At 55.2% G+C, this 24,552-nt stretch carries 19 protein-coding genes; 9 read left to right on the top strand and 10 right to left on the bottom strand.

What is annotated here, in order from left to right; genetic code table 11:
• Nucleotide 1: 1 nt before the first annotated feature.
• Together QMZ30_RS23815 and QMZ30_RS23810 are read left to right on the top strand one after the other, a co-directional pair.
• Complete coding sequence (locus QMZ30_RS23815) at nt 2–1,786, top strand: GMC family oxidoreductase (protein WP_283229130.1); 1,785 nt, start codon at nt 2–4, stop codon at nt 1,784–1,786.
• Between the two features lie 11 nt (nt 1,787–1,797).
• Nucleotides 1,798–3,108 (top strand): c-type cytochrome, encoded by a 1,311-nt coding sequence (locus tag QMZ30_RS23810; RefSeq protein WP_283229129.1) that lies wholly within the window; start codon nt 1,798–1,800, stop codon nt 3,106–3,108.
• Nucleotides 3,109–3,222: 114 nt separating this feature from the next.
• On the opposite strand, the gene QMZ30_RS23805 is transcribed toward QMZ30_RS23810, so the two are convergent.
• The 4 genes from QMZ30_RS23805 to QMZ30_RS23790 all read right to left on the bottom strand — a co-directional run bounded on the left by QMZ30_RS23805 (nt 3,223) and on the right by QMZ30_RS23790 (nt 9,282).
• Nucleotides 3,223–4,632, bottom strand: coding sequence for an MFS transporter (locus QMZ30_RS23805; protein ID WP_283229128.1), 1,410 nt, complete (start codon nt 4,630–4,632; stop codon nt 3,223–3,225).
• 188 nt (nt 4,633–4,820) lie between these two features.
• Complete coding sequence (gene abgT / locus QMZ30_RS23800; protein ID WP_283229127.1) at nt 4,821–6,341, bottom strand: p-aminobenzoyl-glutamate transporter; 1,521 nt, start codon at nt 6,339–6,341, stop codon at nt 4,821–4,823.
• Nucleotides 6,342–6,526: 185 nt separating this feature from the next.
• The gene (locus tag QMZ30_RS23795; protein ID WP_283229126.1) at nt 6,527–7,972 is read right to left on the bottom strand and encodes a M20 family metallopeptidase; all 1,446 of its coding nucleotides are present in this window, start codon (nt 7,970–7,972) and stop codon (nt 6,527–6,529) included.
• The gene (locus QMZ30_RS23790) at nt 7,969–9,282 is read right to left on the bottom strand and encodes an amidohydrolase (RefSeq protein WP_283229125.1); all 1,314 of its coding nucleotides are present in this window, start codon (nt 9,280–9,282) and stop codon (nt 7,969–7,971) included. The genes QMZ30_RS23795 and QMZ30_RS23790 overlap by 4 nt, the downstream gene beginning before the upstream one ends.
• Before the next feature lie 114 nt (nt 9,283–9,396).
• Between QMZ30_RS23790 and QMZ30_RS23785 the strand changes: the two genes are divergently transcribed.
• Both QMZ30_RS23785 and yjdN read left to right on the top strand, forming a co-directional pair.
• Nucleotides 9,397–10,299: a LysR family transcriptional regulator gene (locus tag QMZ30_RS23785; RefSeq protein WP_283229124.1), complete on the top strand. Its 903-nt coding sequence runs from the start codon at nt 9,397–9,399 to the stop codon at nt 10,297–10,299.
• Between the two features lie 78 nt (nt 10,300–10,377).
• Complete coding sequence (gene yjdN / locus QMZ30_RS23780; protein WP_283229123.1) at nt 10,378–10,809, top strand: VOC family metalloprotein YjdN; 432 nt, start codon at nt 10,378–10,380, stop codon at nt 10,807–10,809.
• Nucleotides 10,810–10,940: 131 nt separating this feature from the next.
• Here yjdN and QMZ30_RS23775 read toward each other — a convergent pair whose 3' ends face one another.
• The 3 genes from QMZ30_RS23775 to QMZ30_RS23765 form a co-directional block, all read right to left on the bottom strand.
• Nucleotides 10,941–11,807, bottom strand: a complete 867-nt coding sequence (locus tag QMZ30_RS23775; protein WP_039335850.1) for a nucleoside-specific channel-forming protein Tsx — start codon at nt 11,805–11,807, stop codon at nt 10,941–10,943.
• 364 nt (nt 11,808–12,171) lie between these two features.
• Nucleotides 12,172–13,530: a sensor histidine kinase gene (locus QMZ30_RS23770; RefSeq protein ID WP_283229122.1), complete on the bottom strand. Its 1,359-nt coding sequence runs from the start codon at nt 13,528–13,530 to the stop codon at nt 12,172–12,174.
• Nucleotides 13,527–14,186: a response regulator gene (locus QMZ30_RS23765; protein ID WP_283229121.1), complete on the bottom strand. Its 660-nt coding sequence runs from the start codon at nt 14,184–14,186 to the stop codon at nt 13,527–13,529. The genes QMZ30_RS23770 and QMZ30_RS23765 overlap by 4 nt, the downstream gene beginning before the upstream one ends.
• A 165-nt stretch (nt 14,187–14,351) precedes the next feature.
• On the opposite strand from QMZ30_RS23765, the gene QMZ30_RS23760 reads away from it, so the two are divergent.
• From QMZ30_RS23760 to QMZ30_RS23750, 3 genes are all read left to right on the top strand, one after another.
• Nucleotides 14,352–14,720, top strand: coding sequence for a helix-turn-helix domain-containing protein (locus QMZ30_RS23760; protein WP_039335855.1), 369 nt, complete (start codon nt 14,352–14,354; stop codon nt 14,718–14,720).
• Nucleotides 14,721–14,913: 193 nt separating this feature from the next.
• Complete coding sequence (locus QMZ30_RS23755) at nt 14,914–15,804, top strand: LysR family transcriptional regulator (protein WP_058969612.1); 891 nt, start codon at nt 14,914–14,916, stop codon at nt 15,802–15,804.
• Nucleotides 15,805–15,916: 112 nt separating this feature from the next.
• A complete protein-coding gene (locus QMZ30_RS23750) occupies nt 15,917–17,128 on the top strand; it encodes an MFS transporter (RefSeq protein WP_283229120.1) in 1,212 nt (403 codons plus the stop codon).
• Nucleotides 17,129–17,201: 73 nt separating this feature from the next.
• Here QMZ30_RS23750 and QMZ30_RS23745 read toward each other — a convergent pair whose 3' ends face one another.
• Nucleotides 17,202–19,592, bottom strand: a complete 2,391-nt coding sequence (locus QMZ30_RS23745) for a glucose/quinate/shikimate family membrane-bound PQQ-dependent dehydrogenase (protein ID WP_283229119.1) — start codon at nt 19,590–19,592, stop codon at nt 17,202–17,204.
• A gap of 283 nt (nt 19,593–19,875) precedes the next feature.
• Complete coding sequence (locus QMZ30_RS23740) at nt 19,876–20,475, bottom strand: hypothetical protein (protein ID WP_283229118.1); 600 nt, start codon at nt 20,473–20,475, stop codon at nt 19,876–19,878.
• A 420-nt stretch (nt 20,476–20,895) separates the two neighbouring features.
• On the opposite strand from QMZ30_RS23740, the gene QMZ30_RS23735 reads away from it, so the two are divergent.
• On the top strand, nt 20,896–22,131 hold the full coding sequence (locus QMZ30_RS23735; protein ID WP_283229117.1) for an MFS transporter: 1,236 nt from the start codon (nt 20,896–20,898) through the stop codon (nt 22,129–22,131).
• A gap of 116 nt (nt 22,132–22,247) precedes the next feature.
• On the opposite strand, the gene QMZ30_RS23730 is transcribed toward QMZ30_RS23735, so the two are convergent.
• Nucleotides 22,248–23,408, bottom strand: coding sequence for a Gfo/Idh/MocA family protein (locus tag QMZ30_RS23730; protein ID WP_283229116.1), 1,161 nt, complete (start codon nt 23,406–23,408; stop codon nt 22,248–22,250).
• A gap of 267 nt (nt 23,409–23,675) precedes the next feature.
• On the opposite strand from QMZ30_RS23730, the gene QMZ30_RS23725 reads away from it, so the two are divergent.
• Nucleotides 23,676–24,551, top strand: a complete 876-nt coding sequence (locus QMZ30_RS23725; protein ID WP_283229115.1) for a glucosamine kinase nucleotide-binding domain-containing protein — start codon at nt 23,676–23,678, stop codon at nt 24,549–24,551.
• Nucleotide 24,552: the final 1 nt, after the last annotated feature.

Raw genomic sequence — 24,552 nt, 5'->3', positions numbered from 1 at the left:
CGTGGCAAATGAATTGAAAAAAGTAGACGCAGTGGTGGTCGGTTTCGGCTGGGCCGGGGCGATCATGGCGAAAGAGTTGACTGAAGCCGGTCTTAACGTTGTCGCGCTGGAGCGTGGTCCGCATCGTGATACTTACCCCGATGGATCCTATCCGCAGTCAATTGATGAACTGACCTATAACATCCGTAAAAAGCTGTTCCAGGATTTGTCGAAAAGCACCGTAACTATCCGTCACGATGCGTCTCAAACCGCCGTACCTTATCGTCAACTGGCGGCGTTTCTACCGGGAACCGGCACCGGCGGTGCGGGTCTGCACTGGTCGGGCGTACACTTCCGCGTCGATCCGGTTGAGCTCAACCTGCGTAGCCACTATGAGCAGCGCTATGGCAAAAGCTTCATCCCGGAAGGTATGTCCATTCAGGATTTCGGCGTCAGCTACGATGAGCTGGAGCCGTTCTTTGACCAGGCGGAGAAAGTGTTTGGTACTTCCGGCAGCGCCTGGTCGATTAAAGGTAAGCTGCAGGGTAAAGAAAAGGGCGGAAACCCTTACGCGCCTGACCGCTCCAGCGATTTCCCGCTGCCCGCGCAGAAACGCACCTATTCGGCCCAACTGTTTGCTCAGGCTGCTGAATCAGTGGGTTATCACCCCTACGATATGCCGTCCGCTAACACTTCTGGCCCGTACACCAACACCTACGGCGCGCAGATGGGGCCGTGTAACTTCTGCGGTTACTGCAGCGGCTATGCCTGCTACATGTACTCCAAGGCGTCGCCGAACGTGAATATTCTGCCCGCGCTGCGTCAGGAACCGAAGTTCGAACTGCGTAACAACTCCTACGTGCTGCGTGTGAATCTGACCGATGACAAGAAACGCGCCACCGGCGTGACCTATCTTGATGGTCAGGGCCGTGAAGTGGTGCAGCCTGCGGACCTGGTGATTCTCTCCGCCTTCCAGTTCCACAACGTCCATTTGATGCTGCTATCAGGTATCGGCAAGCCGTATAACCCGATCAGCAACGAAGGTGTGGTGGGGCGTAACTTTGCCTACCAGAACATTTCGACCCTCAAGGCGCTGTTCGATAAGAACACCACCACCAACCCGTTCATTGGTGCGGGCGGTGCGGGTGTGGCGGTGGATGACTTCAACGCCGATAACTTCGACCACGGTCCGTATGGCTTTGTCGGCGGCTCGCCGTTCTGGGTTAACCAGGCGGGCACCAAGCCGATTTCTGGTTTGCCGACGCCGAAGGGCACGCCGAACTGGGGCAGCCAGTGGAAATCGGCGGTGGCGGATACCTACAACCATCACATCTCGATGGATGCACACGGTGCGCACCAGTCCTATCGCGCTAACTACCTCGATCTCGATCCGAACTACAAAGATGTTTACGGCCAGCCGCTGCTGCGTATGACCTTTGACTGGCAGGAGAACGACATCAAGATGGCGCAGTTTATGGTCGGCAAGATGCGTAAGATCACTGAAGCGATGAACCCGAAAATGATCATCGGCGGCGCAAAAGGACCGGGCACCCACTTCGATACCACCGTGTACCAGACCACGCACATGAGTGGCGGGGCGATCATGGGTGAAGATCCGAAAACCAGTGCAGTGAACCGTTACCTGCAGAGCTGGGATGTGCCGAACGTGTTTGTGCCAGGTGCGTCTGCGTTCCCGCAGGGCCTCGGTTACAACCCGACCGGTATGGTGGCCGCGCTGAGTTACTGGTCAGCCAAAGCCATTCGTGAACAGTATCTGAAGAACCCCGGCCCGCTGGTACAGGCATAAGGAACAAGGCGATGATCAAAAGCATTTTAGCCCTGTTTCTGGGCACGATGACCTTCGCCGCGGTGGCGGACGAAGCAGGTTCCGACGCACTGGTGAAGCGCGGTGAATATCTGGCGCGCGCGGGTGACTGCGTCGCCTGTCACAGCACGGCGGGCGGCAAACCTTTTGCCGGTGGATTACCGATGGCCACCCCGATTGGCACCATCTACTCCACCAACATCACACCGGATAAAACCACCGGGATTGGTGACTACAGCTATGACGATTTCCAGAAAGCGGTGCGTCACGGCGTAGCGAAAAATGGCGATACCCTCTATCCCGCCATGCCATACCCATCCTATGCGGTGGTGAGCGATGACGACATGAAGGCGCTGTATGCCTACTTCATGCATGGCGTACAGCCGGTGTCACAGGCAAACAAAGACAGCGATATTCCGTGGCCGCTGTCGATGCGCTGGCCGCTCTCCATCTGGCGTGGCATGTTTGCGCCGGACGTGAAAGCGTTCCAGCCTGCCGCACAGGAAGATCCCGCCCTGGCGCGCGGTCGCTATCTGGTGGAAGGCCTCGGACACTGCGGGGCTTGCCATACGCCACGTAGCATCACCATGCAGGAAAAAGCGCTGAATAACGGCGAAGGCAACGATTACCTGTCTGGCAGCAGCGCTCCGATTGATGGCTGGACCGCAAGCAACCTGCGCAGTGACAACCGTGACGGTTTAGGCCGCTGGAGCGAAGACGACCTGAAACAGTTCCTGCGCTTTGGCCGCAACGATCACACCGCGGTATTTGGTGGTATGACCGATGTGGTGCAGCACAGCCTGCAATACCTCAATGACGAAGATATCAGCGCGATTGCCAAATATCTGAAGTCGCTCGGTGCGAAGGATGCCAGCCAGACGGTATTCACGCAGGATGATGCGGTTGCCAAAGCGTTGTGGAAAGGTGATGACGGCCAGCCAGGCGCATCGGTGTATGTCGATAGCTGTGCGGCCTGCCATAAAACTGACGGCAGCGGCTACCAGCGCTTCTATCCGGCGCTGCGTGGCAACCCGGTGGTGATGGCAGAGGATCCGACCTCGCTGATTCATATCGTGCTGGTGGGCGGCACCTTGCCTGGCGTGCAGGGCGCACCTTCGGCGATCACCATGCCGGCGTTCGGCTGGCGTCTGAACGACAACCAGGTTGCGGATGTGGTCAACTTTATCCGTGGCAGTTGGGGTAATGGTGTGAAGTCAACGGTGACGGCGAAGGATGTGGCGAAGCTACGTAAAGATGCGCCGCAGCAGGGCAGTGCCGATATTAAGGTGCTGGAAGGGCAGTAATAAGGTAGGTGCGGTTTTGAACCTGGTCGGCATAAATGCCAACCCTACAAAACCGCATCCTCACTGTAGGGTGCGCATTTATGCGCACCGTTTCTCAATCGCACTTAGCAATTCTTAAATATTCTCTAAATCCAGCCCGCGCGTCTTCGGACCGTAAATCCCCACTGACAGCATCACCATCAACATACTCAGCACGATAAAGGCGATCACGCCCTGGCTGCCGGCGTACTGCAGAATAATGCCAATCAAAATACTGCTGAACACGGTCGACAGGCGGCTGAAGGAGTAGCAGAAGCCCACTGCACGCGCGCGAATATGGGTCGGGAAAATCTCGGTCTGGTAGGCGTGATAGCTGAAGGTCAGCCATGCGTTGCTGTAGGTGATCAGGAATCCGCAGATGATCATCAGCACCGGGTTGGTGACCAGCGCGAACAGCGTACCGAACACCACGGTCATCAATGAAGAGAAGACGATCTGCCATTTGTTCTCAATCTTATCGGCGTAGCGGCTGCAAATCAGTGAACCCAGCGGGTAGGCCAGCGTGATGAAAAAGGCATACAGCAGGCTGTGGGTCACGGTCGCACCTTTACCTGAAAGCAGTGCAGGCAGCCAGTTGCCGAAACCGAAGAAGCCAATCGCCTGGAAGAAGTTCATCACTACCAGCATCAGGGTACGTTTGCGATAAGCCGGTGCCCAAATCTCGCTGAAGCGGCCTTTTTTCGGCAGTTGTGCGGCAGCATCGCTGTTAGAGAAGTCTTCACCCGGCGCGATACCACAGCGTGTTTCCATCTCACTCAATACCTTATGCGCTTCCTGATGACGGCCCTGCTGCGCCAGCCAACGGGCAGATTCTGGCAGATTTTTACGAATCAGCCAGATCACCAACGAGCAGACCGCACCGGCAATCACCACCCAGCGCCAGCCTTCCAGACTCAGGATGGTTTGCGGCACCAGCCACCATGACATCAGTGCCACCGCCGGCACCGACAGGAACTGAATAAAGAACGAGAACGCAAAGGCGCGGCTACGCAGGTGCGCAGGGACCCATTCGGACAGATAGGTATCGATGGTCACCAGCTCAACGCCGAGACCAATCCCGACCAGGAAGCGGAACAGGATGATCATCTCCGCACTCTGCTGGAACGCCATCAGCAGTGAGAAGACGCCGTACCATGCGAGGGCACACATAAAGGTGAGACGGCGGCCAAAGCGGTCGGCATAGGGCGCAAGCAGGCTGGCACCAACAAACAGGCCGAGGAAGGTGGCAGAGGCAAACGCAGCCTGATCAGCAAAACCAAATACCCCTTCAGACCCCGTGTGAAACACGCCAGCAGCGAGTAGGCCAGAACTGATATAGCCGGTTTCGAACAGATCGTAGAGCTCAAAAAATCCGCCCAGTGCCAGCAGCGTAATAAAACGCCACAGCCCTGCGGATGAAGGCAGTGCATCAATGCGCCCGGCTAAGGTGCGGCGATCGGCTGCGATGTTGTTGTTCGTCATCCCTGTCGAAGTGATTGTTGTCATTATTGGATAAACCTCGGTGTTTGCAGAACTCGCGCGGTTTTATGGGTTTTAAAAATAATTAACCGTTAGCAAGCGAAGGAATAGCAGAATAATCAATTCATCGGAGGTTGCCGAGAGGCGTAACGGTGACATTTTCGCAATCTACGTTGCAGTTCACAGAAGTGTGATCGCCGTCCATGGCGATGCGCTTAGTGCAGGCTTGGATAGACGCCCGGACCAATCGGTAAGCCGAGTGCGTACCAGACCAGTAGCAGCACAATCCAGCTAATGAAGAACACCACAGGATAGGGGAAGATCAGCACATAATAGGTGCCAAGTTGTGCATCTTTTTGGTATCGCTGCAGGAAGCCCAGGAACAACGGCAGGAAGGGTGACATCGGTGCCAGCGGCAAGACAGCAGAGTCAGCGATGCGGAAAATCATCTGTGCAAAGGCCGGATGGAAACCGAGCAACATAAACATCGGCACAAATACCGGCGCCAGAATCGACCAGATAGCTGAGCCGCTGGCGATAAACATGCAGAGAAACGCTGACAGGAACATCAGGCCAAGGAAAGCGGGTGCGCCACTGATCCCGGCACTCTCCAGCATATCGGTCAGGCCGATAGCCATAAACTTGCCCATGTTGCTCCAGTTGAAGAAGGCGACGAATTGCGACAGCGGGAACACCATCACAATAAAGCCCGCCATGCTCTTCATCGGATCGACCAGCAACTGTGGGATGTCATCGGCTCGACGAATCTGCTTCGTCACTGCGCCGTAAGCAATCGCCACCACAAAGAAGAACAGGATGATGATTGGCACAATGCCCTGAATAAATGGCGAAGGAATAATGCCGCCGGTTTTCGGGTTGCGCAGCGGTGCGTGTTCCGGCACCACCAGCAGCGCCATCAGCGCAATAAACACCAGAGCGGCAATACCGGCCGCTCTCAGGCCGCGATTTTCCAGTGCCGTGAGCGGCGGCAGGCGGTCTTGATGACCACCGTTCCATGCAGGCAGGCGCGGCTCCACAAATTTATCGGTGAGGATCGCGCCCACTACCGTCAACACGATCACCGAACTGGCCATAAAGAACCAATTATCGATCACGCTGACGTGCACGGTATCGCTCACCGCTTTCGCCGCTTCGGTACTGATACCCGACAGCAGGACGTCGGTGGTGACGATCAGCAGATTGGCCGTAAATCCAGACGCCACACCGGCAATCGCTGCCAGCAGACCCGCTACCGGATGACGACCCACTGCGAGGAAGATCAGTGCGCCGAGCGGTGGCATCACCACCAGCGCCGCATCCGATGAGATATGGCTGAAGAAGGCAATGAACAGCACCATATAACTGGCGTATCGACGGCTCACGCGTGAGGCCATTTTCACCATCAGCGATTGCAGTAGGCCGACTTTCTCGGCCAGACCTGCACCAATCACTAACGCCAGAATCGAGCCGAGTGGCGTAAAGCCACTGAAGTTTTTGATGATGTTCGGCAGGATCCACTGGATTCCCGCTACGCTCAGCAGGTTATTGACGCGTACCAGCTCGCCGTTAGTGGGATTTTTCACCGCCAGATCAAAGGCGCTGATAATGGCGGTGGCCACCATCAATACCACGATCAGATAAACAAACAGTAAGAATGGGTTCGGCACTTTATTGCCGATGCGCTCTATCCAGCTAAACAGCTTCCCTGGGCTGCGGTTCTCCGTAGTCACTTCCATCAGCTTTGCCTCATTAGTCGTCTTGTTGTATTTGCATGCCCGCGTTGGGGCTGTCATTTTTATAGTGTTTTAGATATTTCTGGGCGCATAAAGGCGCCCCCTACAACTGTGGTAAACCTTACAACTGCGCCTAAGCCCCGTCGTGTGCGCATTTATGCGCACTTAGTCGGAGCACCGCGTTTATTTCAGGATGACAACTTCGATGGTGTGACGTCTGCCGGTATTGGGCAAACATAGGGCTGTTCGCGGCGTACACGCTGGAACTCTTCTTTACAGCGTGCCAGCGCGTCCTCATCCTGCAACAAGGTCAGCGCGGTGGCGGCCATCACTTTGGCGGCCAGACACATGCCTTTGTGACCCAGCGAGGTGCGGCCCTGCGCCACCAGTTGCCAGGTATGCAGCGGGGTACCGAAGGCAAAACAGGGCGCGAAGCACTGTGCCGTCGGCGTGACCCAGCTGACATCGCCGACATCGGTTGAGCCGTACAGCAGCTCGCGCGTGACGGCGTACGGCGCCACCTCATCCATCAAAATCTTGTCACCCAGCGCCTCTGTCCACGCCACGCCCGCTTCACCGCCGGTGCGTGCTGCATTCAGGCGCGCATTGCGCAGATCGTCTTTGGTTAGCGTGGCACGGATCTCGGCGGCAAACTGCTGCTCATCCGCGCTGTAAGCTGGCAGGCCAAACTGATGCAAATTGCGCTCCATGACCGCTTCCAACGCACGATTGGGCACATAGTTGGAGCAGGCTTTGTCGAATCGCACCGTCATGGTGGTGTCCGTCATCAGGGCCGCGCCTTTGGCGATGTTGATCACACGCTGATAGATATCCTGGGCCTGGTCGAGTTCCGGTGCGCGAATCAGATACAGCACTTCGGCATCGGCCTGCACCACATTGGGAGAGACGCCGCCGGTATTGGTTACGGCGTAGTGCACGCGGGCTTCCTGCACGATGTGCTCGCGTAAGAAGTTGGCACCGGTATTCATCAGGGTGACGGCATCTAAGGCGCTGCGGCCCAGATGCGGGGAGTTAGCTGCGTGCGCGGCGACGCCCTTGAAGTGAAACGCGGCCTGAATGTTGGCAAGGGTACTGAGGTTGAACATGCCGCTGAACCCTTCAGGATGCCAGGTGACAGCCGCATCGACATCATCAAACAGCCCTTCACGCACCATAAAGGTTTTGCCGGAACCGCCTTCTTCGCCCGGACAACCATAAAAACGCAATGTGCCGCGTTGACTGTTCTGCGCCCACCAGGCTTTGATGGCGAAGGCGGCAGCCAGTCCGGCGGTGCCTAATAAATTGTGCCCGCAGCCGTGTCCGTTACCGTTCTCGACCAGCGGTTGTGGCGTGGCGCAGCCCGATTGCTGGCTTAAACCGGCCAGTGCATCAAACTCACCCAGAATCGCAATCACCGGCTTGCCGCTGCCAATGCTGGCGATAAAAGCGGTATCGATATTGCCGACGCCGCGTTCAACGCGAAAACCTTCCTGCTCCAGCGCATCGGCCAGAATGGCGGCAGATTGCGTTTCTTCAAAGCGGGTTTCTGGTACATCCCAGATGGCATCGCTGAGCGCAGTAAAGCGCGGCTGGTTCTCGTTGATGTAGTGATCGATAAAGTCGTGGTGGCTCATCGTTGTCCTCCAAACTGCGCCTGGTTCAGCGCCACGGTGGCCAGTGTTTGCACTGCAGTGGCCATGATCGCTTCATCAAAATCGAATTTGGCGTTGTGATGACCTGCTGCCAGATCGCAGCCGAAGATCACATACGAAGAGTGGCCGCCGCGCTGCTGCACGCGCTCCAGCATGTAGGTAGCATCCTCTGAACCCGCCGCTTGCTGTTTGGTATCAATGACCGAGGTGAAAATGCCCATCGCATCGGCCTGCTGGTGGATGAAATCCACCCACGGCTGGCTCGGCGTACAGCTGCGAGCGCCGCCCATCAGTTTGATATCGTACTCAACGCCATACATCGCCGCTGCGCCAGCGATGACGCGCAAGGCCTGCTGATAGATATCGTCGTTAACCTGATTGCTGACGCCACGGGTTTCCACTTTCATCAGTGCGCAATCCGGTACCACGTTACGGCCGGTGCCCGCCTGCAATACGCCGACGTTAACGCGCGCCACGCCGCCGCTGTGTTGCGGCAGATTATGCAATGCCAGCGTAGCCTGTGCGGCGGCGAGCAGGGCATTACGGCCCTCTTCTGGTTTACCGCCTGCATGTGCGCCGACGCCGGTAAAACTCACATCCAGTTTGGTGGTGGCGAGGAAGCTATCACTGCCGCAAACGATTTCGCCTGCGGGCACACCTGTGCCGAGGTGGATGGCGGTAAACAGATCCACATCATCCACCACGCCTGCAGCGACCATCGCTTTCGCACCGCGCACGCCTTCTTCGGCGGGTTGGAAGATGATCTTAATGGTGCCGCTAAGCTGATCTTTCATCTCCATCAACACGCCCGCCAGCGCCAGTCCGATGGTGGTGTGCCCGTCGTGACCGCAGGCATGCATCATGCCAGCATTGCAGGAGGCAAAACCCTCGCGGGTCGGGATATGGTCGGCATCACGGCTTTCGTTCTGGTCCAGTGCATCCATATCGACCCGGAAGCCCATTACCGGGCCGGGACGACCGGTTTCCAGCGTGGCGACAACGCCACAGAAACCGCCAGAGAAATGGGAGATCCACTGCGGCAGTGCACCTTGCTCTAACGCGCGGGCTTCTTGCTGCGCCAGCACTTCGTCAGAGGGTAAGCCCATACGCGCATCAGCATCGATCACTTCACGGCCCAGCTTCAGCTGATAACCAAGGCGATGCAGCTCTTCAGCGACTAAGGTCGCGGTACGGAACTCCAGCCAGCCCGATTCGGCAAAATGGTGCAGATCGCGACGCCAGATTTGCATCTGTGGTATCCGCGCGTTGACGAGGTCGGAGAGGGTTTTCATCGGCATATCCTTTGTGTTGGTTTTTTATGCATTAACCCGAATCTACACAATGGTATTGGTGCGCATAAGATGCGAATATCTTGTCACTGATAAACAACGGTTATCACAAAAATCATGCCTGCCAACCTCAAACTTCATCAGCTGCGTGCCTTTGTCGATGTGGCGCGCCAGGGCAGTATTCGGGCGGCGAGCCGCTTATCGGGGCTATCGCAGCCTGCACTGACCAAAGCGATCCAGGAACTAGAGCTGGCGCTCGGTGCGCGCCTGTTCGAACGGCGTCAGCAAGGCGTCACGCTGACTGACATCGGTGATAACTTTTTTCGACATGCCAGTCTGGTGCTGGAAGAGCTGCGTGTGGCGCAGGAGGATATTCAGCAACGCCTGGGACTGGCCGGTGGCCGGGTCAATATTGGTGTAGGCGGCAGTATCGCGCGTACCATCATGCCGCAGGTGATCACTCAGTTTCATCGTGAATATCCGCTGGTGAAGGTGCGCATTGTTGAGGGACAACTGGTGTCGATGGTGCATGAACTGCGACAGGGCGCACTGGATTTCACCATCAATACCTACGATCAACACCATCTGGATCAGGAACTGATTTTTGAACGCTTGATGCAGCGAGACTATCAGGTGGTGATGCGCAAAGGGCATCCCATGGCCCATGCGCGATCACTCACGGAATTGCAGCACTGTGACTGGACCATGCCGACGCCGCAAGGCAGCTATTACCGGCTGTTGCACGATTTGTTTGGTGAGCGCGGCATGGCACCGAAGATCGTCGTCACCTGTGAGACCTTTATGGCCTGTACCAGTCTGGTGGCGAAGAGCGATTTCGTCAGTATTATCTCGCGCGATGTGATTGAAGATCCTACCCACGGCGGGCAGTTAATTGCTCTCGATCTTGACGATCCGCTGCCGAGAGCCACGTTCTATTTGATTCAACGAAAAGACACCGCGCTGACGCCGATGAGTGCTTATATGGCCCAATTATTCCGGCGCTACTGTCAACAAAGGTAAGAGTGCGGCCTGGCTCCCATCTGATTAAAAATTGCGCACTACACTTGCACTGGACGTTCCAATTCTGGAGAACTGACCATGCAAATTACTCCCTATGTGTTTTACAACGGCCGCTGCGAAGAGGCGATCGCCTTCTATCTTGACGCGACCGACGGTGAACTGCTGTTCAAAATGACCTTTGGCGATATGCCGGACGAAACAACTGTCGAAGATGAAGGCTGCCCATCTGGCATGACGTTCTCACCCGAACAGATAATGCACGCGCACCTGCGGATCGGGCAGGGCGAACTGATGATGAGCGATGGTGCGCCGCAGGCGAATTACGCAGGATTTTCCGTGAGCTTATCAACGCCGGATGAGGCACAAGGCAAGCGGTGGTTTGATGCGTTATCGGCAGGCGGAGAGGTGACGAAAAAGTGGGAACCGACCTTTTGGGCGCACGGCTTTGGCATGTTCACCGATAAGTTCGGCGTGCCCTGGATGGTGAATGCCTATAAACCGCAGATTTGACAGGTGTTGTTGAGATGCGTGGCGGCACAATTCATTGCGCGTATGTTACCAGCTGCGCATAAATGCGCACCCTACGAAAAACCGTATAAATGCTTGTAGGGTCGCCATTTATGGCGACCCGGTTTTTGCAATCAGAAGTTGTAACCCACCACCAAGTAGTAACCCCAGCCGGTTGATTTCACTTCAAACGGACCGTTGCCGAAGTTCAGCTCTTGACCATCCGCCCACTGTCCGCCGTTATGGAAATAACGCGCCACGGTGGAAACGTGCCAGTGATCGTAGTTCAGCGACAGGATGTGGCTAGAGGCGATCGAGTTGCTGGTGCGTGATGGACCGGTTTCGTCACGCAGATCAGAGCCCCAGTCGAAGTTGGTGAAGCCGATATAGCTCAGCTTACCGCCCCACAGATCGGTAATCGGCACAAAGTATTTCACCTTGAAGCGATAACCATCCCAGCTGTTTTCGTTCGCCGCACCATAGTTCTGCCACTGGTATTTGGCATACACGTTCAGGGACAGACCGATATCGCTGTGGGTATCAATGTCGGTACCCAGACCCATGTACCAGGTGTTTTGACGCTGTGAAGCGTTGCGACCCATGTCATAGATATAGTTGTTCGCGAAGTACCACTCTTTAAACGGACCAAATGCCAGACTGGTGCCGGTCAGTTTATCGATAGAGAAACGCGGCTCAATTTCCATGAACAGCGGCGAACCGTGGTCGAAAATGCCGTTAGCGTTGCTGTTGCCTGCACCAAAGAAGTTGGTCAGGTCGGCATAGCCGTAGAAATCGAACCAGTCCTTTTTGGCAAAGGCTTCGTATTCAAGATACACATCGTTATTGAACTGAGGTCCGAAGCGCGTGTGGTAACTGCCCACCACGTTGACGCTCTGGTGCCACCAGTCTGAAAGATACTGCGGATCGCTGTCTGCCGCTTGTGCCGCGCCGGTCCAGCTGCTGGCCAGTAAGGCCCCTGCTATCAATGCTTTAAATTTCATTATTGTTATCCACATGCTTGTGATCACCGCGAATGCGCCGCGATCGTGTCAAATCGATCCCAGGGGATGGGTAGTGTGTTGTTTTAAACGGTCTGAATCGCCGAATTTTCAAGTGCGCGTAATGTGCCTGTAACAGAGCGATAGGAAATAGATTTTGATCACGTTTGTCAAAATGTGTTGCATTTTGATTCATCTGAAATGTGACTATGATCACAAAAAAGGCGTGTTGCGAACGGAACCCCGCAACCGATTACGTTGTCGCGTACAGCGGTAATTTGATGGGATGTTTAAAAAGGAGGTAGTGGCGCGATTTATCGCGCGGCCTGAAGACCGCGCTCTACCGAAAACGTCAGCAACCGCCGAATTAAGGCAAGGTCACACGTACCTGCAAGCCAGAAATCTCGCCTTGCGAATTATGACAGTTGGACAGCGCCACCTGCATTTGATGCTTCTGCGCCACGCTACGAACAATGGACAGCCCCAGGCCGCTGCCCTGTGCCTGCACATCCGGCGAGCGCGTAAAGCGGTCAAAGGCGCGTTCAATAAAGGATTCCGGCATGCCTGGACCATTATCAACGATATCCACCACGGTGTGATTGCCCACGCGATGTAACAGCACATCCACCAGGCTACCCTCTGGCGTGTGCAGCATGGCATTGCCTATCAGGTTATCGAACAGGCTGCGCAAATCGGAGCGGCTGGCGTGCAGGCGGTAATGCGTCGTGCCGTTAAAGCCAATATCAATCCCGCGTTTGTCTGCCACCACCATCAGTTGTTCAATACTCTCTTTGAGCAGATCGTCGATGTCGATGGTCTCGACGGAAGCCACCACCGACTGATCTTCCTGCCGCGAGATGTTGAGCAGTTGCGTCACCAAATGGCGCGTGCGTGTGACGCCCGCTTCCAACTGGTCAAACTGTCGGCTGGCCTCGCCCGGTTGAATATGCTGACGCAGATTTTCCAGTTGGAGAGTGACGGCGGTCACCGGCGTGCGTAACTCATGTGCGGCATCTTCCAGGAACTGACGCTGTGAAGACCAGGCCGCACGCAGTTTATCCAGTAGCGAATTATAGGCCGCGACCAGCGGCAAAACCTCATCGGGCAGGCTGTTGGGTGAAACCGCGTGAGGGTGCAGCGTTTCCTGCGCGGCAATTTGCCGCGACGCCACGCGCAAATCTCGGGTAATCGCGCGCACCACCAACCATATCACCAGCAGCGAGAGTGGCATCATTAGCATCAACGGAATGATGGCGGAAAGTACCCGCTTCACCATCAAGCTCTTCATGTAGCCAATGTTATGTAACACCTGAATATTGCCAATTTCACTGCCCAGCTCACCGGGGCGCGTATAGACACGCCATTCACAGTCATCGCCGCAGTCGCCCACTTTCAAATCTGACCAGCCTTTTTTAGGCTGGAGCGGTGCCTGTAACGCAGGCCAGGAGCTGGCGCGCAGATGATTGTTGGCGTCCCAAAGTTGAACGATATAGGTGCTTTTCAGTTTCTCTTGCTGAACCACCATTGGCATCAGTGCGGGCATGCGTTGGCTGGAGGACCAGGCATCGGCGATCTTCGCGAGTTGATCGTCCTTCATGGTGCCCATCATGTCGCCGTAGCAGTGGTAGAAATACCAGGTGACGCCGCCAATCATCGCCAGATGCAACAGCACCAGGGTGACCAGCAATTTGTTACGCAAGGAGCGCATAAAGGTGAAAGGTTTCATATTGCCGGTACTCGCCAGCCCAGGCCGCGTACGTTACGAATCACTTCGTTATCAAGCTTGCGGCGCATGCCGTGGATCAGCACATCAACGGCGTTACTGGTGACTTCTTCTCCCCAGCCATAGATGCGGTTTTCTAATTGTTCGCGCGATAAAATCGCGCCGGGACGTTCCAGCAGTGCATACAGCAACGCATATTCACGGGCGGTGAGTTGTTCGCGCTGGCCTTTATACAATACCTCGCGCGTCATCATATCCAGCTGCACATCGCCGCTACCTAACAGGGAATCCGCCGCACCGTGACGACGTCGGGTGATTGCACGCATGCGCGCCAGTACCTCTTGCAAATCAAAGGGTTTGAGCAAATAGTCATCAGCACCGCTGTCGAGGCCTTGAATTCGCTGTTGTACGGTGTCACGCGCAGTCAGGACCAGTACCGGCGTCATATCGCCACGACTACGCGCACGTTTTAAAACGTGGATGCCGTCTTCACGCGGCAAGCCTAAATCAAGCAATACGCAGGTATAGCCGCCCTCAGACCAGGCATTGGTGGCATACACGCCATCGCGCACCCAGTCCACTGACCAGCCCGCCGCTTCCAGCGCCTGCTGCAAGTTGGCGCCAATCATTTCATCATCTTCTACCAGCAGCACGCGCATAGTGTTCTCCCAGACTGATGAACGCAGTTTACCTTCGGATTCTTAGTAGATAATTACACTGCTTTCCCTCCTTGCTAATTCTGCGCTAATTTTCTGCTAATTAAGGGATAAATTTAACGCGCTACAGTGACTGCACTGGACATATTGTCGAAGCAGGAGGTTCCCATGAATCAGAGCGAATTTATCCGTAGTTTGCTGGACTGGATAGAAGACAACTTAGGTCACGATCTGCATCTGGATGAAGTAGCACGCCGCTCGGGATACTCCCGCTGGCATCTACAACGTCTGTTCCGTCAACACACGGGCTTCTCTCTGGCAGAGTACATTCGCCAGCGCCGGTTGACTGAGTCAGCGCTCACGCTGATTAACAGTGATGAAGCGATTTTACAGGTGGCGATGAGCTACGGGTTTGATACCCAACAGGCCTACACCCGCACCTTTAAAAATTATTTTAGCGTCACGCCGGGCCAGTTACGCCGCCAGCGTCGCGTTGAACAGGAACGTTTGTTATTCCCGTTGGCGGTGGCCAGTTGAGACAAGCTCAAGCTATTTTCTCAGTGCAGTCTTCGTAGCGGCGCAACTCGTTGCGCGTCTTTAAGCGGCACTTTAGCCTCTGCTATGCGCGATAAATCGTGCCGCTACGAATAAGTGCAGTGATGAAATTCGGTGCTAATTTTGTCGTTTACTTTTAATCTTCAGTTCTCACTTTTTTCACCTGCCTGAGAACATGGACAACAGCGATAATCTCACCGCTATGATGCTGTTTGCGCGCGTTGTAGAGCGGCAAAGTTTCAGTGAAGCTGCGCGAACTTTGGGTATCTCTAAATCGCATGTCAGCCGTGAGATTGCCCGGCTGGAAGTGCGGCTCGGCATCAAACTGCTGCAGCGCACCACGCGCAAGGTGGTGCTGACCGAGTTGGGGCAGGCTTATTATCCGTTCTGTACTCGCATGCTGGAAGAGATGCACCGTGCCGATGCCTTTGTGCAGCAGGTGCATCAACTGCCCGCCGGGAATGTGCGCTTGCAGGCGCCCATCACCTTTGGTTGCCAGTGTGTGGTGCCTACTCTGAATGACTTTATCCGCCGTCATATTCACATCAACGTCGACCTTGAACTCACCACCAGTGACGATCCACAACCCAGTGCAGATGTGGCGATTGTGATCCGCGCCCGGCCGCCGGAAGTGGCCAATTTTCGGGAATTAAGCACGATTGAGTGGGGGTTGTATGCCACGCCCGATTATCTGGCGGCGCATCCTGCCATCGATCACCCTGAGCGCCTGACACGCCATGATTTGCTGCTGTTTCACGGTCCGGCGCATACCGCTGCACTGCCGTTTCGACGCGACAAACAGCGACTGGCGCTGGATGTGCATAGCCGCTTTCGCGCCAACAACAGCATGGCGCTGCTGAATGCGGCGCTGGCGGGTACGGGCATCGCTTATCTGCCCGCGTACATGACGCAAGAGGCGTTAGGGCGTGGGGAGATTCAGCAGGTGTTACCAGAGTGGCAGATGGATCGCTTGCACAGTTATTTACTGCTCAAAGAGCAGCCACAGCCTTCATCGCCGGTCACGCTGCTGTGTGATGCACTCATCAATACATTAGGTGAAGGTTGATTGTTGTTATCTGGCAACAATGCAGCGCTGGTTGGCAAATATCCCTCTCACCCTGTTTTCTAAGCTTCAGCGCTGTTAGCCTGCTAAAAAAGCAAAAAACAGGGAAATCACTATGTCGTCCTCTTCAACCGTGTTAGCGCCTGAGCAGCAACACTGGAAGCGTAACTTATGTGTCTGCGTACTGGGTTCGTTCAGTACCATCGTGGCGATGACGTTACTGTTACCCTTTTTACCGATCTACGTGCAGCAGCTTGGCGTGCAGGAACCTGCCGCGATTGCCCGTTGGTCTGGGGCCGCTTATGGCGCCACCTTCCTGAGCGCGGCGCTCACTACACCATGGTGGGGTAAGTTGGCCGATCGCTATGGCCGTAAGTTGATGTTGATTCGTGCCAGCCTTGGGATGGCGATTGCCATGTCACTGATTGGTATGGCAACCGCGCCGTGGCAGCTGGTGGCGTTGCGCTTGTTAGCCGGTTTATTGGGTGGCTATGCCTCAGGCTCAACCATTCTGGTCGCGTCACAAACACCTAAAGAGCAGACCGGCTGGGCGCTGGGTGTGCTCTCATCCGGCATTATGGCGGGCAACGTGGTGGGGCCGCTGCTGGGCGGGATACTGCCACCCCTGATCGGGATTCGTCATACCTTCTGGCTAACCGGTGCGGTGATTTTCCTCGCCTTCCTTGCCACCACCTTTTTGTTAAAAGAAGCACCGCGTCAAGCCAGTAAAAAAGCGGCGCAGAGCAATATTGAGGAAGATAAATCGATTAATCTGCCGGTGGTCAGGCTGATGTGGTTATCAGGCATGTTGCTGATTTTCGCCAACATGTCGATTGAACCGATTATCACGCTGTATATCGGCCAGTTTGTCCAGGGTGAACATGCCATTACGGTCACGGCGGGTGTGGTCATGGCGGCCGCCGCATTGGGCAGCATTCTCTCTGCACCGCGTTTGGGCCGACTGGCGGATCGGGTTGGGCATGGACGGGTGTTGGTTTACGGCCTGATTGCCTGTGCCGTGCTGCTGATTCCCCAGGCGTTTATTACCCAAGCCTGGCAACTGGTGGTATTGCGTTTCCTGATGGGGATGGCGCTGGGCGGGTTGATGCCCTGTGTGACGGCGTTGATTCGCCATAACGTGCCGCAAGGGCAGGTGGGGAAAATGCTGGGCTATTCGACTTCGGCTCAATATGTCGGCCAGGTGTCGGGACCGCTGTTTGGTGGATTTGTCGGCGGCGCATTCGGCATGCAGCCCGTGTTTCTGGCGACCTGTGTGATCATGGCGCTATGCGCATTGTTAAATGCACGGGTATTAAAAAAGCCGTAGGGTCGCTATTTATGGCGATCTGGAAATAAAAAGGCGGGCCTCTCAGCCCGCCTTTTTCATTTAACCCAGAGGCTTACTTCGCATCTGGCAGTGCATAAGCAATCACATAATCGCCCAGCTTAGTCCCAAACGAACCGTGACCACCTGCCGCGATGACAACATACTGCTTGCCATCCACTTCATAGGTCATCGGTGTTGCCTGGCCACCGGCTGGCAGACGTGCTTGCCACAGCATTTCCCCGGTGTTGGTGTCGAACGCGCGCAGATAGTTATCGGCAGTCGCACCAATGAAGAACACGTTACCGGCGGTGGTGATTGGGCCGCCCAGCATTGGCATACCCATCTTGAACGGCACTGGAACCGGTGCGCTGTCGCGAACGGTACCGATACGTTTCTTCCACACGGTTTCGTTGGTTTTCAGGTCAACAGCAGAGACATAGCCCCATGCTGGCTGTTTACACGGCAGACCGAACGGAGACAGGAACGGATTCAGCTCCACACCATAAGGCACGCCATACTGTGGCTGGATACCGGTTTCGGTACCTGAACCACCTTTGTCGTCAGCTGGGGGTTCGATCGGGTTACCCGGACCGCGTGGCACCAGTTTAGAGACAAACGGCAGTGCCATTGGGTTAGCAATCGCGATCTGACGATGTGGATCAACCGCGATACCGCCCCACTCAAACATGCCGAGGTTACCTGGGAATACCAGGGTACCCTGCTCAGACGGTGGCGTGAACGGACCTTCATAGCGCAGGCGCTTGAAGATCACGCGGCACACCAGCTGGTCGTACAGGGTTGCGCCCCACATGTCCTTGTCCGTCAGATTGTTTTTTGGACGGAAGGTCAGTTCGGAGTACGGCTGAGTAGGAGAAACGTGGTCACCTTTCGCAGCACCTTGTGGCACTGGCGTCTCTGGTGCTGGCACTACAGGCTTACCGGTACGGCGATCCAGAACAAAGATGTTACCGGTTTTCGCCGGGGCATAAATCACCGGTACGGTGTTGCCATCTTTGTCGGTGATATCGGCCAGCGTCGGCTGTGACGGCAGGTCCATATCCCACAGATCGTGGTGCACCGTCTGATATGACCACACCAGCTTACCGGTAGTGGCATTCAGGGCCAGCACGCTGCTCGCATAACGCTCTTGATCAGGCGTACGGTTGCCGCCCCAGATATCTGGAGTGGAAACGCCCATCGGCAGGTAAACGGTATCCAGTTTTGGATCGTACACAGCCGGAGCCCAAGAGTTAGGCGAGTTCATGGTGAAGCTGTGTTCGTCATCTGGAATCGCGTTAGGATCTTTCGCGCCCGGATCAAACACCCACAGCAGTTTACCGGTGTTGACGTCAAAGCCACGGATGGCGCCTGACGGCTCACGGGTTGAGTAGTTATCGGTGACCGCACCGGCAATCACGATAGTGGTATCAGTGATGATCGGTGGGGAAGTCGGCTCATATTGACCTGGGGTCAGCACCGGCTGTTTGTGCTGCAGATCCAGCTCACCGTTGTTACCGAATGATGGGCAACGCTCACCGGTTTCGGCATCCAGCGCGAACAGACGACCGTCGTTTACCGGCAGGTAAATACGGCGCGAGCACAGCGCAGGCTGGGTGTTAGCTGCATCAGCGGCAGCAGGCATTTCATGATAAGAAACACCACGGCAGGTGACGTGCTGGAAAGTTGGATTCGGCTTCAAGCCCGGATCGAATTTCCATTTCTGCTTACCGGTGGTCGCATCCAGCGCAAACAGAATCTGGTGCGGTGAGCACAGATACAAGGTGTCGCGGATTTTAATCGGCGTCACTTCGTCGGTGATTTCACCCGGATCGTTCGGGGTCTTGAGATCGCCTGTCTGGAACTGCCAGGCCACCTGCAGATCCTTCACGTTGCCGCTGTTGATTTGCTTCAGTGGTGAGAAGCGGGTGCCTTGCTGGTCACGCGCATAGGCTGGCCAGTCTGCATCCTTGATGTTGCTTAATGGCTGCGCTTGCGGGGCATTATCCGCCGCCGCAGGGATTTCACCATTCAGCTCCTGCGGATCGTGGAATACCGCCCACGCCAGAACCAGTACGCTGGCAATCAATGCAACGGCCATCAGACCGAGAGCACCTTTACCCGCATGGTTCAGGCCGCGATAGACAAACGGCAGAATCAACCAGATGCCGAAGATCACCAGCACATCGGTACGTGGTGCCAGCGCCCAGAAGTCGAAACCGACTTCCCAGACACCCCACACCAGCGTAGCCAACAGCAGTAAGGCATACAGCATGATCGCTGCGCCGCTACGGCGCCACAGCAGAACAGCGGTGATCAACATAATCACACCGCCAATAACGTAGTACCAGGAACCTCCAATGGCGGCTAACCAAACGCCGCCAACCAGCATAAATGCGCCCGTGAGCAGTGCGAACAGCACTGTCAGGAAACGAATCACGCCAAAAGATGAGGAAGCTTTCCCCATAATATTAACCTCTTTCTTTGCCATAAACTTAAAAGAAAACAACGCATTGGGTTGTTTTCCGACATAGAGTACGAAGTGACTTAAGATGTACGATCGGCGCACTTCCATGACGCCAGATGATCCCTTTGCGTTAAATTTTATCTTAAAAACGTTAACGGGTTTGATTTTTTTAGTGCTTTGCACTTCTGGAATGGTAGTAGTGCGACATTTTATGAGGAGATTAAAGCGTTATCCCCGAAGAGATCGGGCCATAACGCCAAGGTGCGGAGTTTTGTGTAACCGTTTACACTTCAATCAGGACGCTGCTGGTGCGTTGTTCCTGCCAGCCAGAAAGCTGTAAATCTTCATACTTCGCCAGCGGCAGGGATAGCTGCGGCGTGCGTAATATCACGTCTGCTTCTCTTTCCCGGCAGGAGCCAAGCAGAAATGGAAAGCTAAACTTGAGATAATTATCGTTGAAGAATTCATCAGTCAGAACTATTCCACTAAAGGGAAATGAAGCAATATTCTTCCAGCAAGTACCCGGTGGCGCCAAATCATAAAGCCAGAAAGAAAAATGCTGAGCCGCTTCCCGCAAGGCCTTATCCTGCTGAAGTAAACCGGTATAGTTGATTGCCAGACGCACATTCTCTGACTGCAGGCTGGAATAAATTTCCGGTGCCTGTAAAAAGCGCGTCAGTATATTTCCCGCTAAAGGGATGATTATTAATTCAGGCGTATCGGGCAACTGATTATGCAGTGAAATTATGTTGCATCCATTAAGTAATCTCGGGCTTTCCTGTTCACAATGCATAAAGGGTGCTGAATAACAGACACCGGTCAGTACGCCGTCGAAGCGACGGATACGCTCAGTAACATAAGGATTGTATGAACTGTTTTCCATTTATCTCTGCGAATAAATTAATTAATTGGAGCGTCTTAATTATTATAAGGACGGCAAGACTGCTGTGATCTTTACACTTCCAATATAGACTGATTTGTTTGAAAAGATCACGTTTTTTAGCTGTCTCTGATAAAGAGATGATCGCCAGCGAAGCGGTAATAATTAAATAGTTATTGGAACTTTCGGAATGATTTGGATATTTTCGGTTGAAAACAATCAGCCTGCTAATATTCAGAACTCTATGCTTAGCAGAATTTAAGATAAGCAACTGTTTTTAAAGCGCACGGCTAGCCATTGCCTGTACCTGCAAGATGCCGCACTCTGTGGCCGGAAAAACATAAAGAGAGCCAGCTAAGGGCTTTTCACCAGGTTGGTGCAATGACGCCAGCCGGAACAGTGATTGAGGATGGGATAAAAACTATGGGTTCACAGGTATCCGCAGCAGAAGATTCGCTGTTGCGGCACAGGTCGTTTGTCGCCTTCTGGTTGGCACGCACCTGTTCATCGTTTGGTTTTCAGATGTTCTCCGTTGCGGTCAGCTGGCAAATCTATGCCATCACCCACAGTGCAATGGCGCTTGGCATGATCGGGCTGATGCAATTCTTACCTTCTGTGCTATTGGCTCTGCCTGCAGGCCATTTGGCTGACCAGTTTGATCGTCGTCGCATTGTCTTGTTGGGACAGTTGATTGAGTGTCTGGCCTTGTTGGGACTGGTGGTGCTGACGCTACTGCACTGGGCGGACAAAATCGAAATTTGGGGACTGGTGTTTCTGATCTCCGTTGCTAAAGCCCTTGAGTGGCCTTCTATTACCTCTATGCTGCCAGCGCTGGTACCGCCGTCGATTCTGGCGCGAGCGATGGCCGCCAGCTCCGTTGGCGGTCAGGCGGCGGTAATTATCGGTCCGACACTCGGTGGTCTGCTGTATGTTGCGGGCCCCGATGTGGTGTATGGCGTCGCGGCATTGTTCTACCTGATTTCTCTCGTGCTGGTCAGTCGATTGCGGTACGAGCGCCCACCGCAGGTGCGTATGCCGATGAACCTCACCAATATGTTTGCGGGTGTACGGTTTATTCGCGAGCGTAAGAATGTGCTCGGGGTCATTTCCCTCGACCTGTTTGCCGTATTGCTCGGTGGAGCAACTGCACTGCTGCCTATTTTTGCCCAAGACATCCTGCATACCGGGCCTTGGGGATTGGGCATGCTGCGCGGTGCACCTTCTGTCGGCGCACTGCTGGTGGGCGTATGGTTGAGCCGTCATAAACTGGAAAAGCACGTCGGCATGATCATGTTCGGCTCGGTTGCCGGTTTTGGCGTCGCGACACTGGTGTTTGCGCTCTCTACCCAACTGTGGCTGTCGCTGCTGGCGCTGGCGGCACTCGGCGGCTTCGATATGGTAAGTATGGTGATCCGTGGGGCGCTGGTGCAGTTGGATACGCCAGATGACATGCGTGGACGTGTTAACGCGGTCAATGCCATCTTCATTAATACCTCAAACCAACTGGGCGAGTTTGAATCAGGCATGTTGGCGGCTTGGATGGGGGCGGTGCCAGCGGCAGCGCTCGGCGGTATCGGCACGCTGGTGGTGGTGGCGGTATGGATGACAATTTTCCCGCACCTGCGTAAACGGCAGAAGCTGGAGAATGAAACCGTTTAAAGCTGTCGGGCGCACCAAAGTGCGCCCGACAGCTTTACCCTCTGCGGTCTATAGGATGCGATTGGTAAGGTGCGGCCCTCTGGCCGCCCGTCGCTGCCCACCAATACTCGCGCTGATTAAACGGTCGCGGTTTTCCCCAGGCTGGCGTCAAATTGTTTCCAGCTCTCTGTCATGTCCACCACGGTTTTCGATTTTCGCGCTTCATCGATTTTAATCGCAGTGAGACCCGCCTCCAGGGCATCCACGACTGAGACTTTCAGCGGGGTGCCCTGTTTAATGTGTTTGACGATCTCTTCTGCCATCAGCGCATCGGCACCGTAGTGGCCATCATAGGCATTGCCACTGTAGGTGGTATCCACTTCGCGTTCGCCAGTGCGGGCGTTGTGTACGCGGAAGTAGTTACGCACAAAATCCCCCTCAGCCATGCCATCAGTGCCCATGACGCAGAAGCGGCGGAACTCATCCGGGACGTTGAGGTTGGCGTGGAAGGCGAGGGTGGCGCCGTTGGCGTACTCAATCAGTGCGGTTTGATAATCCACAATATCCGCATCGCCATCAAACACCGCATCGGTGCTCGACCAGCCGCTAGGTTTGACGTGATACACCTCCGACTGCGGCGTGACCGCGCCGGTAGGCGCATGCTGTGGCGTGAAGTTTTTACGTCCGCCAAAACTGGCCACCCGTATTGGGCGCTCACCCACTAACCCCTGATAGAGATCGATATCGTGGCAGCATTTTTCCAGAATGTAAGGACCGGCATACTTCTCCAGACGACGCCAGTCACGCTGGAAGAAGGCACCGTGATAGGGCTTGATGTGCTCAGTGGCTTCAATGGAGGTGATTTCGCCCAGACGATGCTCATCACGCGCGTTCAGCAAATCGTGATAGAGCGGGGAGTAACGCAGCACCAGTCCCACCAGAATGCGCTCATGGCCATATTGGTTCACCAGCTGCGCCATCGCCATGGTCTGCTCTTCATTGATCACCACCGGCTTTTCCGTGAAGACGGTGTATCCCGCAGCCAGCCCCTGACGAATGTGTTCAAGGTGCATGAAGTTCGGCGAACCCACCAACAGCAGGTCAAAGCCGCCATGCTGTAACAGGGCATCTACGCTGTCGAATGCCACGCCTGCATCTATGCCAAAGGTGTGAAGATTCGGCAAGCCAGCAGGCGCTGGATCGACGTAACCCACCACGGAGAACTCTGCGTCGGCTTTGTTGAACTCTTTCACCACATGGGAAAGACGAAAGCCCAGACCAATAATACCCACTTTCATGTTGTACCCCTGAAGCCCGTTGCCTGTTAGCTGCCCGACCCATCAGGCTGCTGATAATCTGACCGTTAACTTATTACGCCAGAAAAACTAATGTCAATCCGTAACCCGTATCTCAAACTGTGGAATTTAATTATCTTTATGTTTTATATGACAATTAATTAACTATAGGGAATGTGTATTTATTTGTGATTGCGATTTAAGTTTTTTTCCCCTATCTTTCGCACATCTATAAGCGTCATGCCGTGTGCGGCAGGCAGGAGGAAACGCGTGCAATCACTTTTGCTGGGAATTGATGGCGGTGGTACGCACTGTCGTGGACGCCTGACAGATAGCGCCGGTCGTGTGCTGGCTGAAGCCACAGGCGGGCCTGCCAATGTCTGGTCGCAGTTTGAGGGGGCTATTCAGGCGGTTGAAAACGTTATTGATGAGCTGTTTCTGCAAGCTGGCTTAGCCGCTGAGGCACGTGATCGCACCACCCTAGTGGCGGGGCTGGCGGGTGTGAATGTGGCATCGGTTCACGCCCGCCTACAGAGCTGGCAGCCACGCTCACAGGCACGTTACTTGTTTACTGATGTTGAGATCGCCTGCGCGGGCGCACATGCCGGTGCGCCGGGGGCGGTGTTTATTGTCGGTACGGGCAGCCAGGGGGCCGCCTGGGATGGCACACAGTTTACCTTGCTGGGCGGTTGGGGTTTTGCCTTGTCCGATGACGGATCAGGTGCGATTCTCGGACGGCGCGCACGGCGATTGGCGCTGCTGGCACAGGAAGGTATTGTGCCCGCGTCACCGTTGACCGAACGCATCATGGCACTTCATCAACACAGCCCGGAACAGATGCTCATTTGGTCACAGCAGGCAACGCCCGCTGACTGGGGCCGGGTGGTGCCAGAGATTTTCGCCACTGCGCAGCAGGGCGATGAACACGCCGTGGCACTGCTGCAGCAAACGGCAGCCGAGATTGAGCAGATGGTGCAGCCGCTGTTGGCCCGCAGCCATGGCAAGCTGGCGCTGATGGGCGGCTTAGCCGTACCGATTCAACCCTGGCTGCCGGCCGCGATTGTGGCTCAGTTGGTGCCGCCACAGGAGGATGCGCTTAGCGGCGCGTTACGTTTGGCGAGCCAGTTCAGTCAGCAACCGGCTTAAC

This window comes from Pantoea sp. EA-12 (assembly GCF_030053355.1).
GTDB classification, from domain to species: domain Bacteria; phylum Pseudomonadota; class Gammaproteobacteria; order Enterobacterales; family Enterobacteriaceae; genus Pantoea; species Pantoea vagans_C.
The sequence above is the reverse complement of the archived record's forward strand: the minus strand, read 5'-3'. Positions and strand labels throughout refer to the sequence as shown.

Bases quoted from the DNA above. Each gene is read 5' to 3' on its own strand.
- QMZ30_RS23810 (WP_283229129.1), top strand. From the start codon at position 1,798: ATGATCAAAAGCATTTTAGCCCTGTTTCTGGGCACGATGACCTTCGCC.
- QMZ30_RS23805 (WP_283229128.1), bottom strand. From the start codon at position 4,632: ATGACAACAATCACTTCGACAGGGATGACGAACAACAACATCGCAGCC.
- abgT (WP_283229127.1), bottom strand. From the start codon at position 6,341: ATGGAAGTGACTACGGAGAACCGCAGCCCAGGGAAGCTGTTTAGCTGG.
- QMZ30_RS23795 (WP_283229126.1), bottom strand. From the start codon at position 7,972: ATGAGCCACCACGACTTTATCGATCACTACATCAACGAGAACCAGCCG.
- QMZ30_RS23790 (WP_283229125.1), bottom strand. From the start codon at position 9,282: ATGAAAACCCTCTCCGACCTCGTCAACGCGCGGATACCACAGATGCAA.
- QMZ30_RS23785 (WP_283229124.1), top strand. From the start codon at position 9,397: ATGCCTGCCAACCTCAAACTTCATCAGCTGCGTGCCTTTGTCGATGTG.
- yjdN (WP_283229123.1), top strand. From the start codon at position 10,378: ATGCAAATTACTCCCTATGTGTTTTACAACGGCCGCTGCGAAGAGGCG.
- QMZ30_RS23775 (WP_039335850.1), bottom strand. From the start codon at position 11,807: ATGAAATTTAAAGCATTGATAGCAGGGGCCTTACTGGCCAGCAGCTGG.
- QMZ30_RS23770 (WP_283229122.1), bottom strand. From the start codon at position 13,530: ATGAAACCTTTCACCTTTATGCGCTCCTTGCGTAACAAATTGCTGGTC.
- QMZ30_RS23765 (WP_283229121.1), bottom strand. From the start codon at position 14,186: ATGCGCGTGCTGCTGGTAGAAGATGATGAAATGATTGGCGCCAACTTG.
- QMZ30_RS23760 (WP_039335855.1), top strand. From the start codon at position 14,352: ATGAATCAGAGCGAATTTATCCGTAGTTTGCTGGACTGGATAGAAGAC.
- QMZ30_RS23755 (WP_058969612.1), top strand. From the start codon at position 14,914: ATGGACAACAGCGATAATCTCACCGCTATGATGCTGTTTGCGCGCGTT.
- QMZ30_RS23750 (WP_283229120.1), top strand. From the start codon at position 15,917: ATGTCGTCCTCTTCAACCGTGTTAGCGCCTGAGCAGCAACACTGGAAG.
- QMZ30_RS23745 (WP_283229119.1), bottom strand. From the start codon at position 19,592: ATGGGGAAAGCTTCCTCATCTTTTGGCGTGATTCGTTTCCTGACAGTG.
- QMZ30_RS23740 (WP_283229118.1), bottom strand. From the start codon at position 20,475: ATGGAAAACAGTTCATACAATCCTTATGTTACTGAGCGTATCCGTCGC.
- QMZ30_RS23735 (WP_283229117.1), top strand. From the start codon at position 20,896: ATGGGTTCACAGGTATCCGCAGCAGAAGATTCGCTGTTGCGGCACAGG.
- QMZ30_RS23730 (WP_283229116.1), bottom strand. From the start codon at position 23,408: ATGAAAGTGGGTATTATTGGTCTGGGCTTTCGTCTTTCCCATGTGGTG.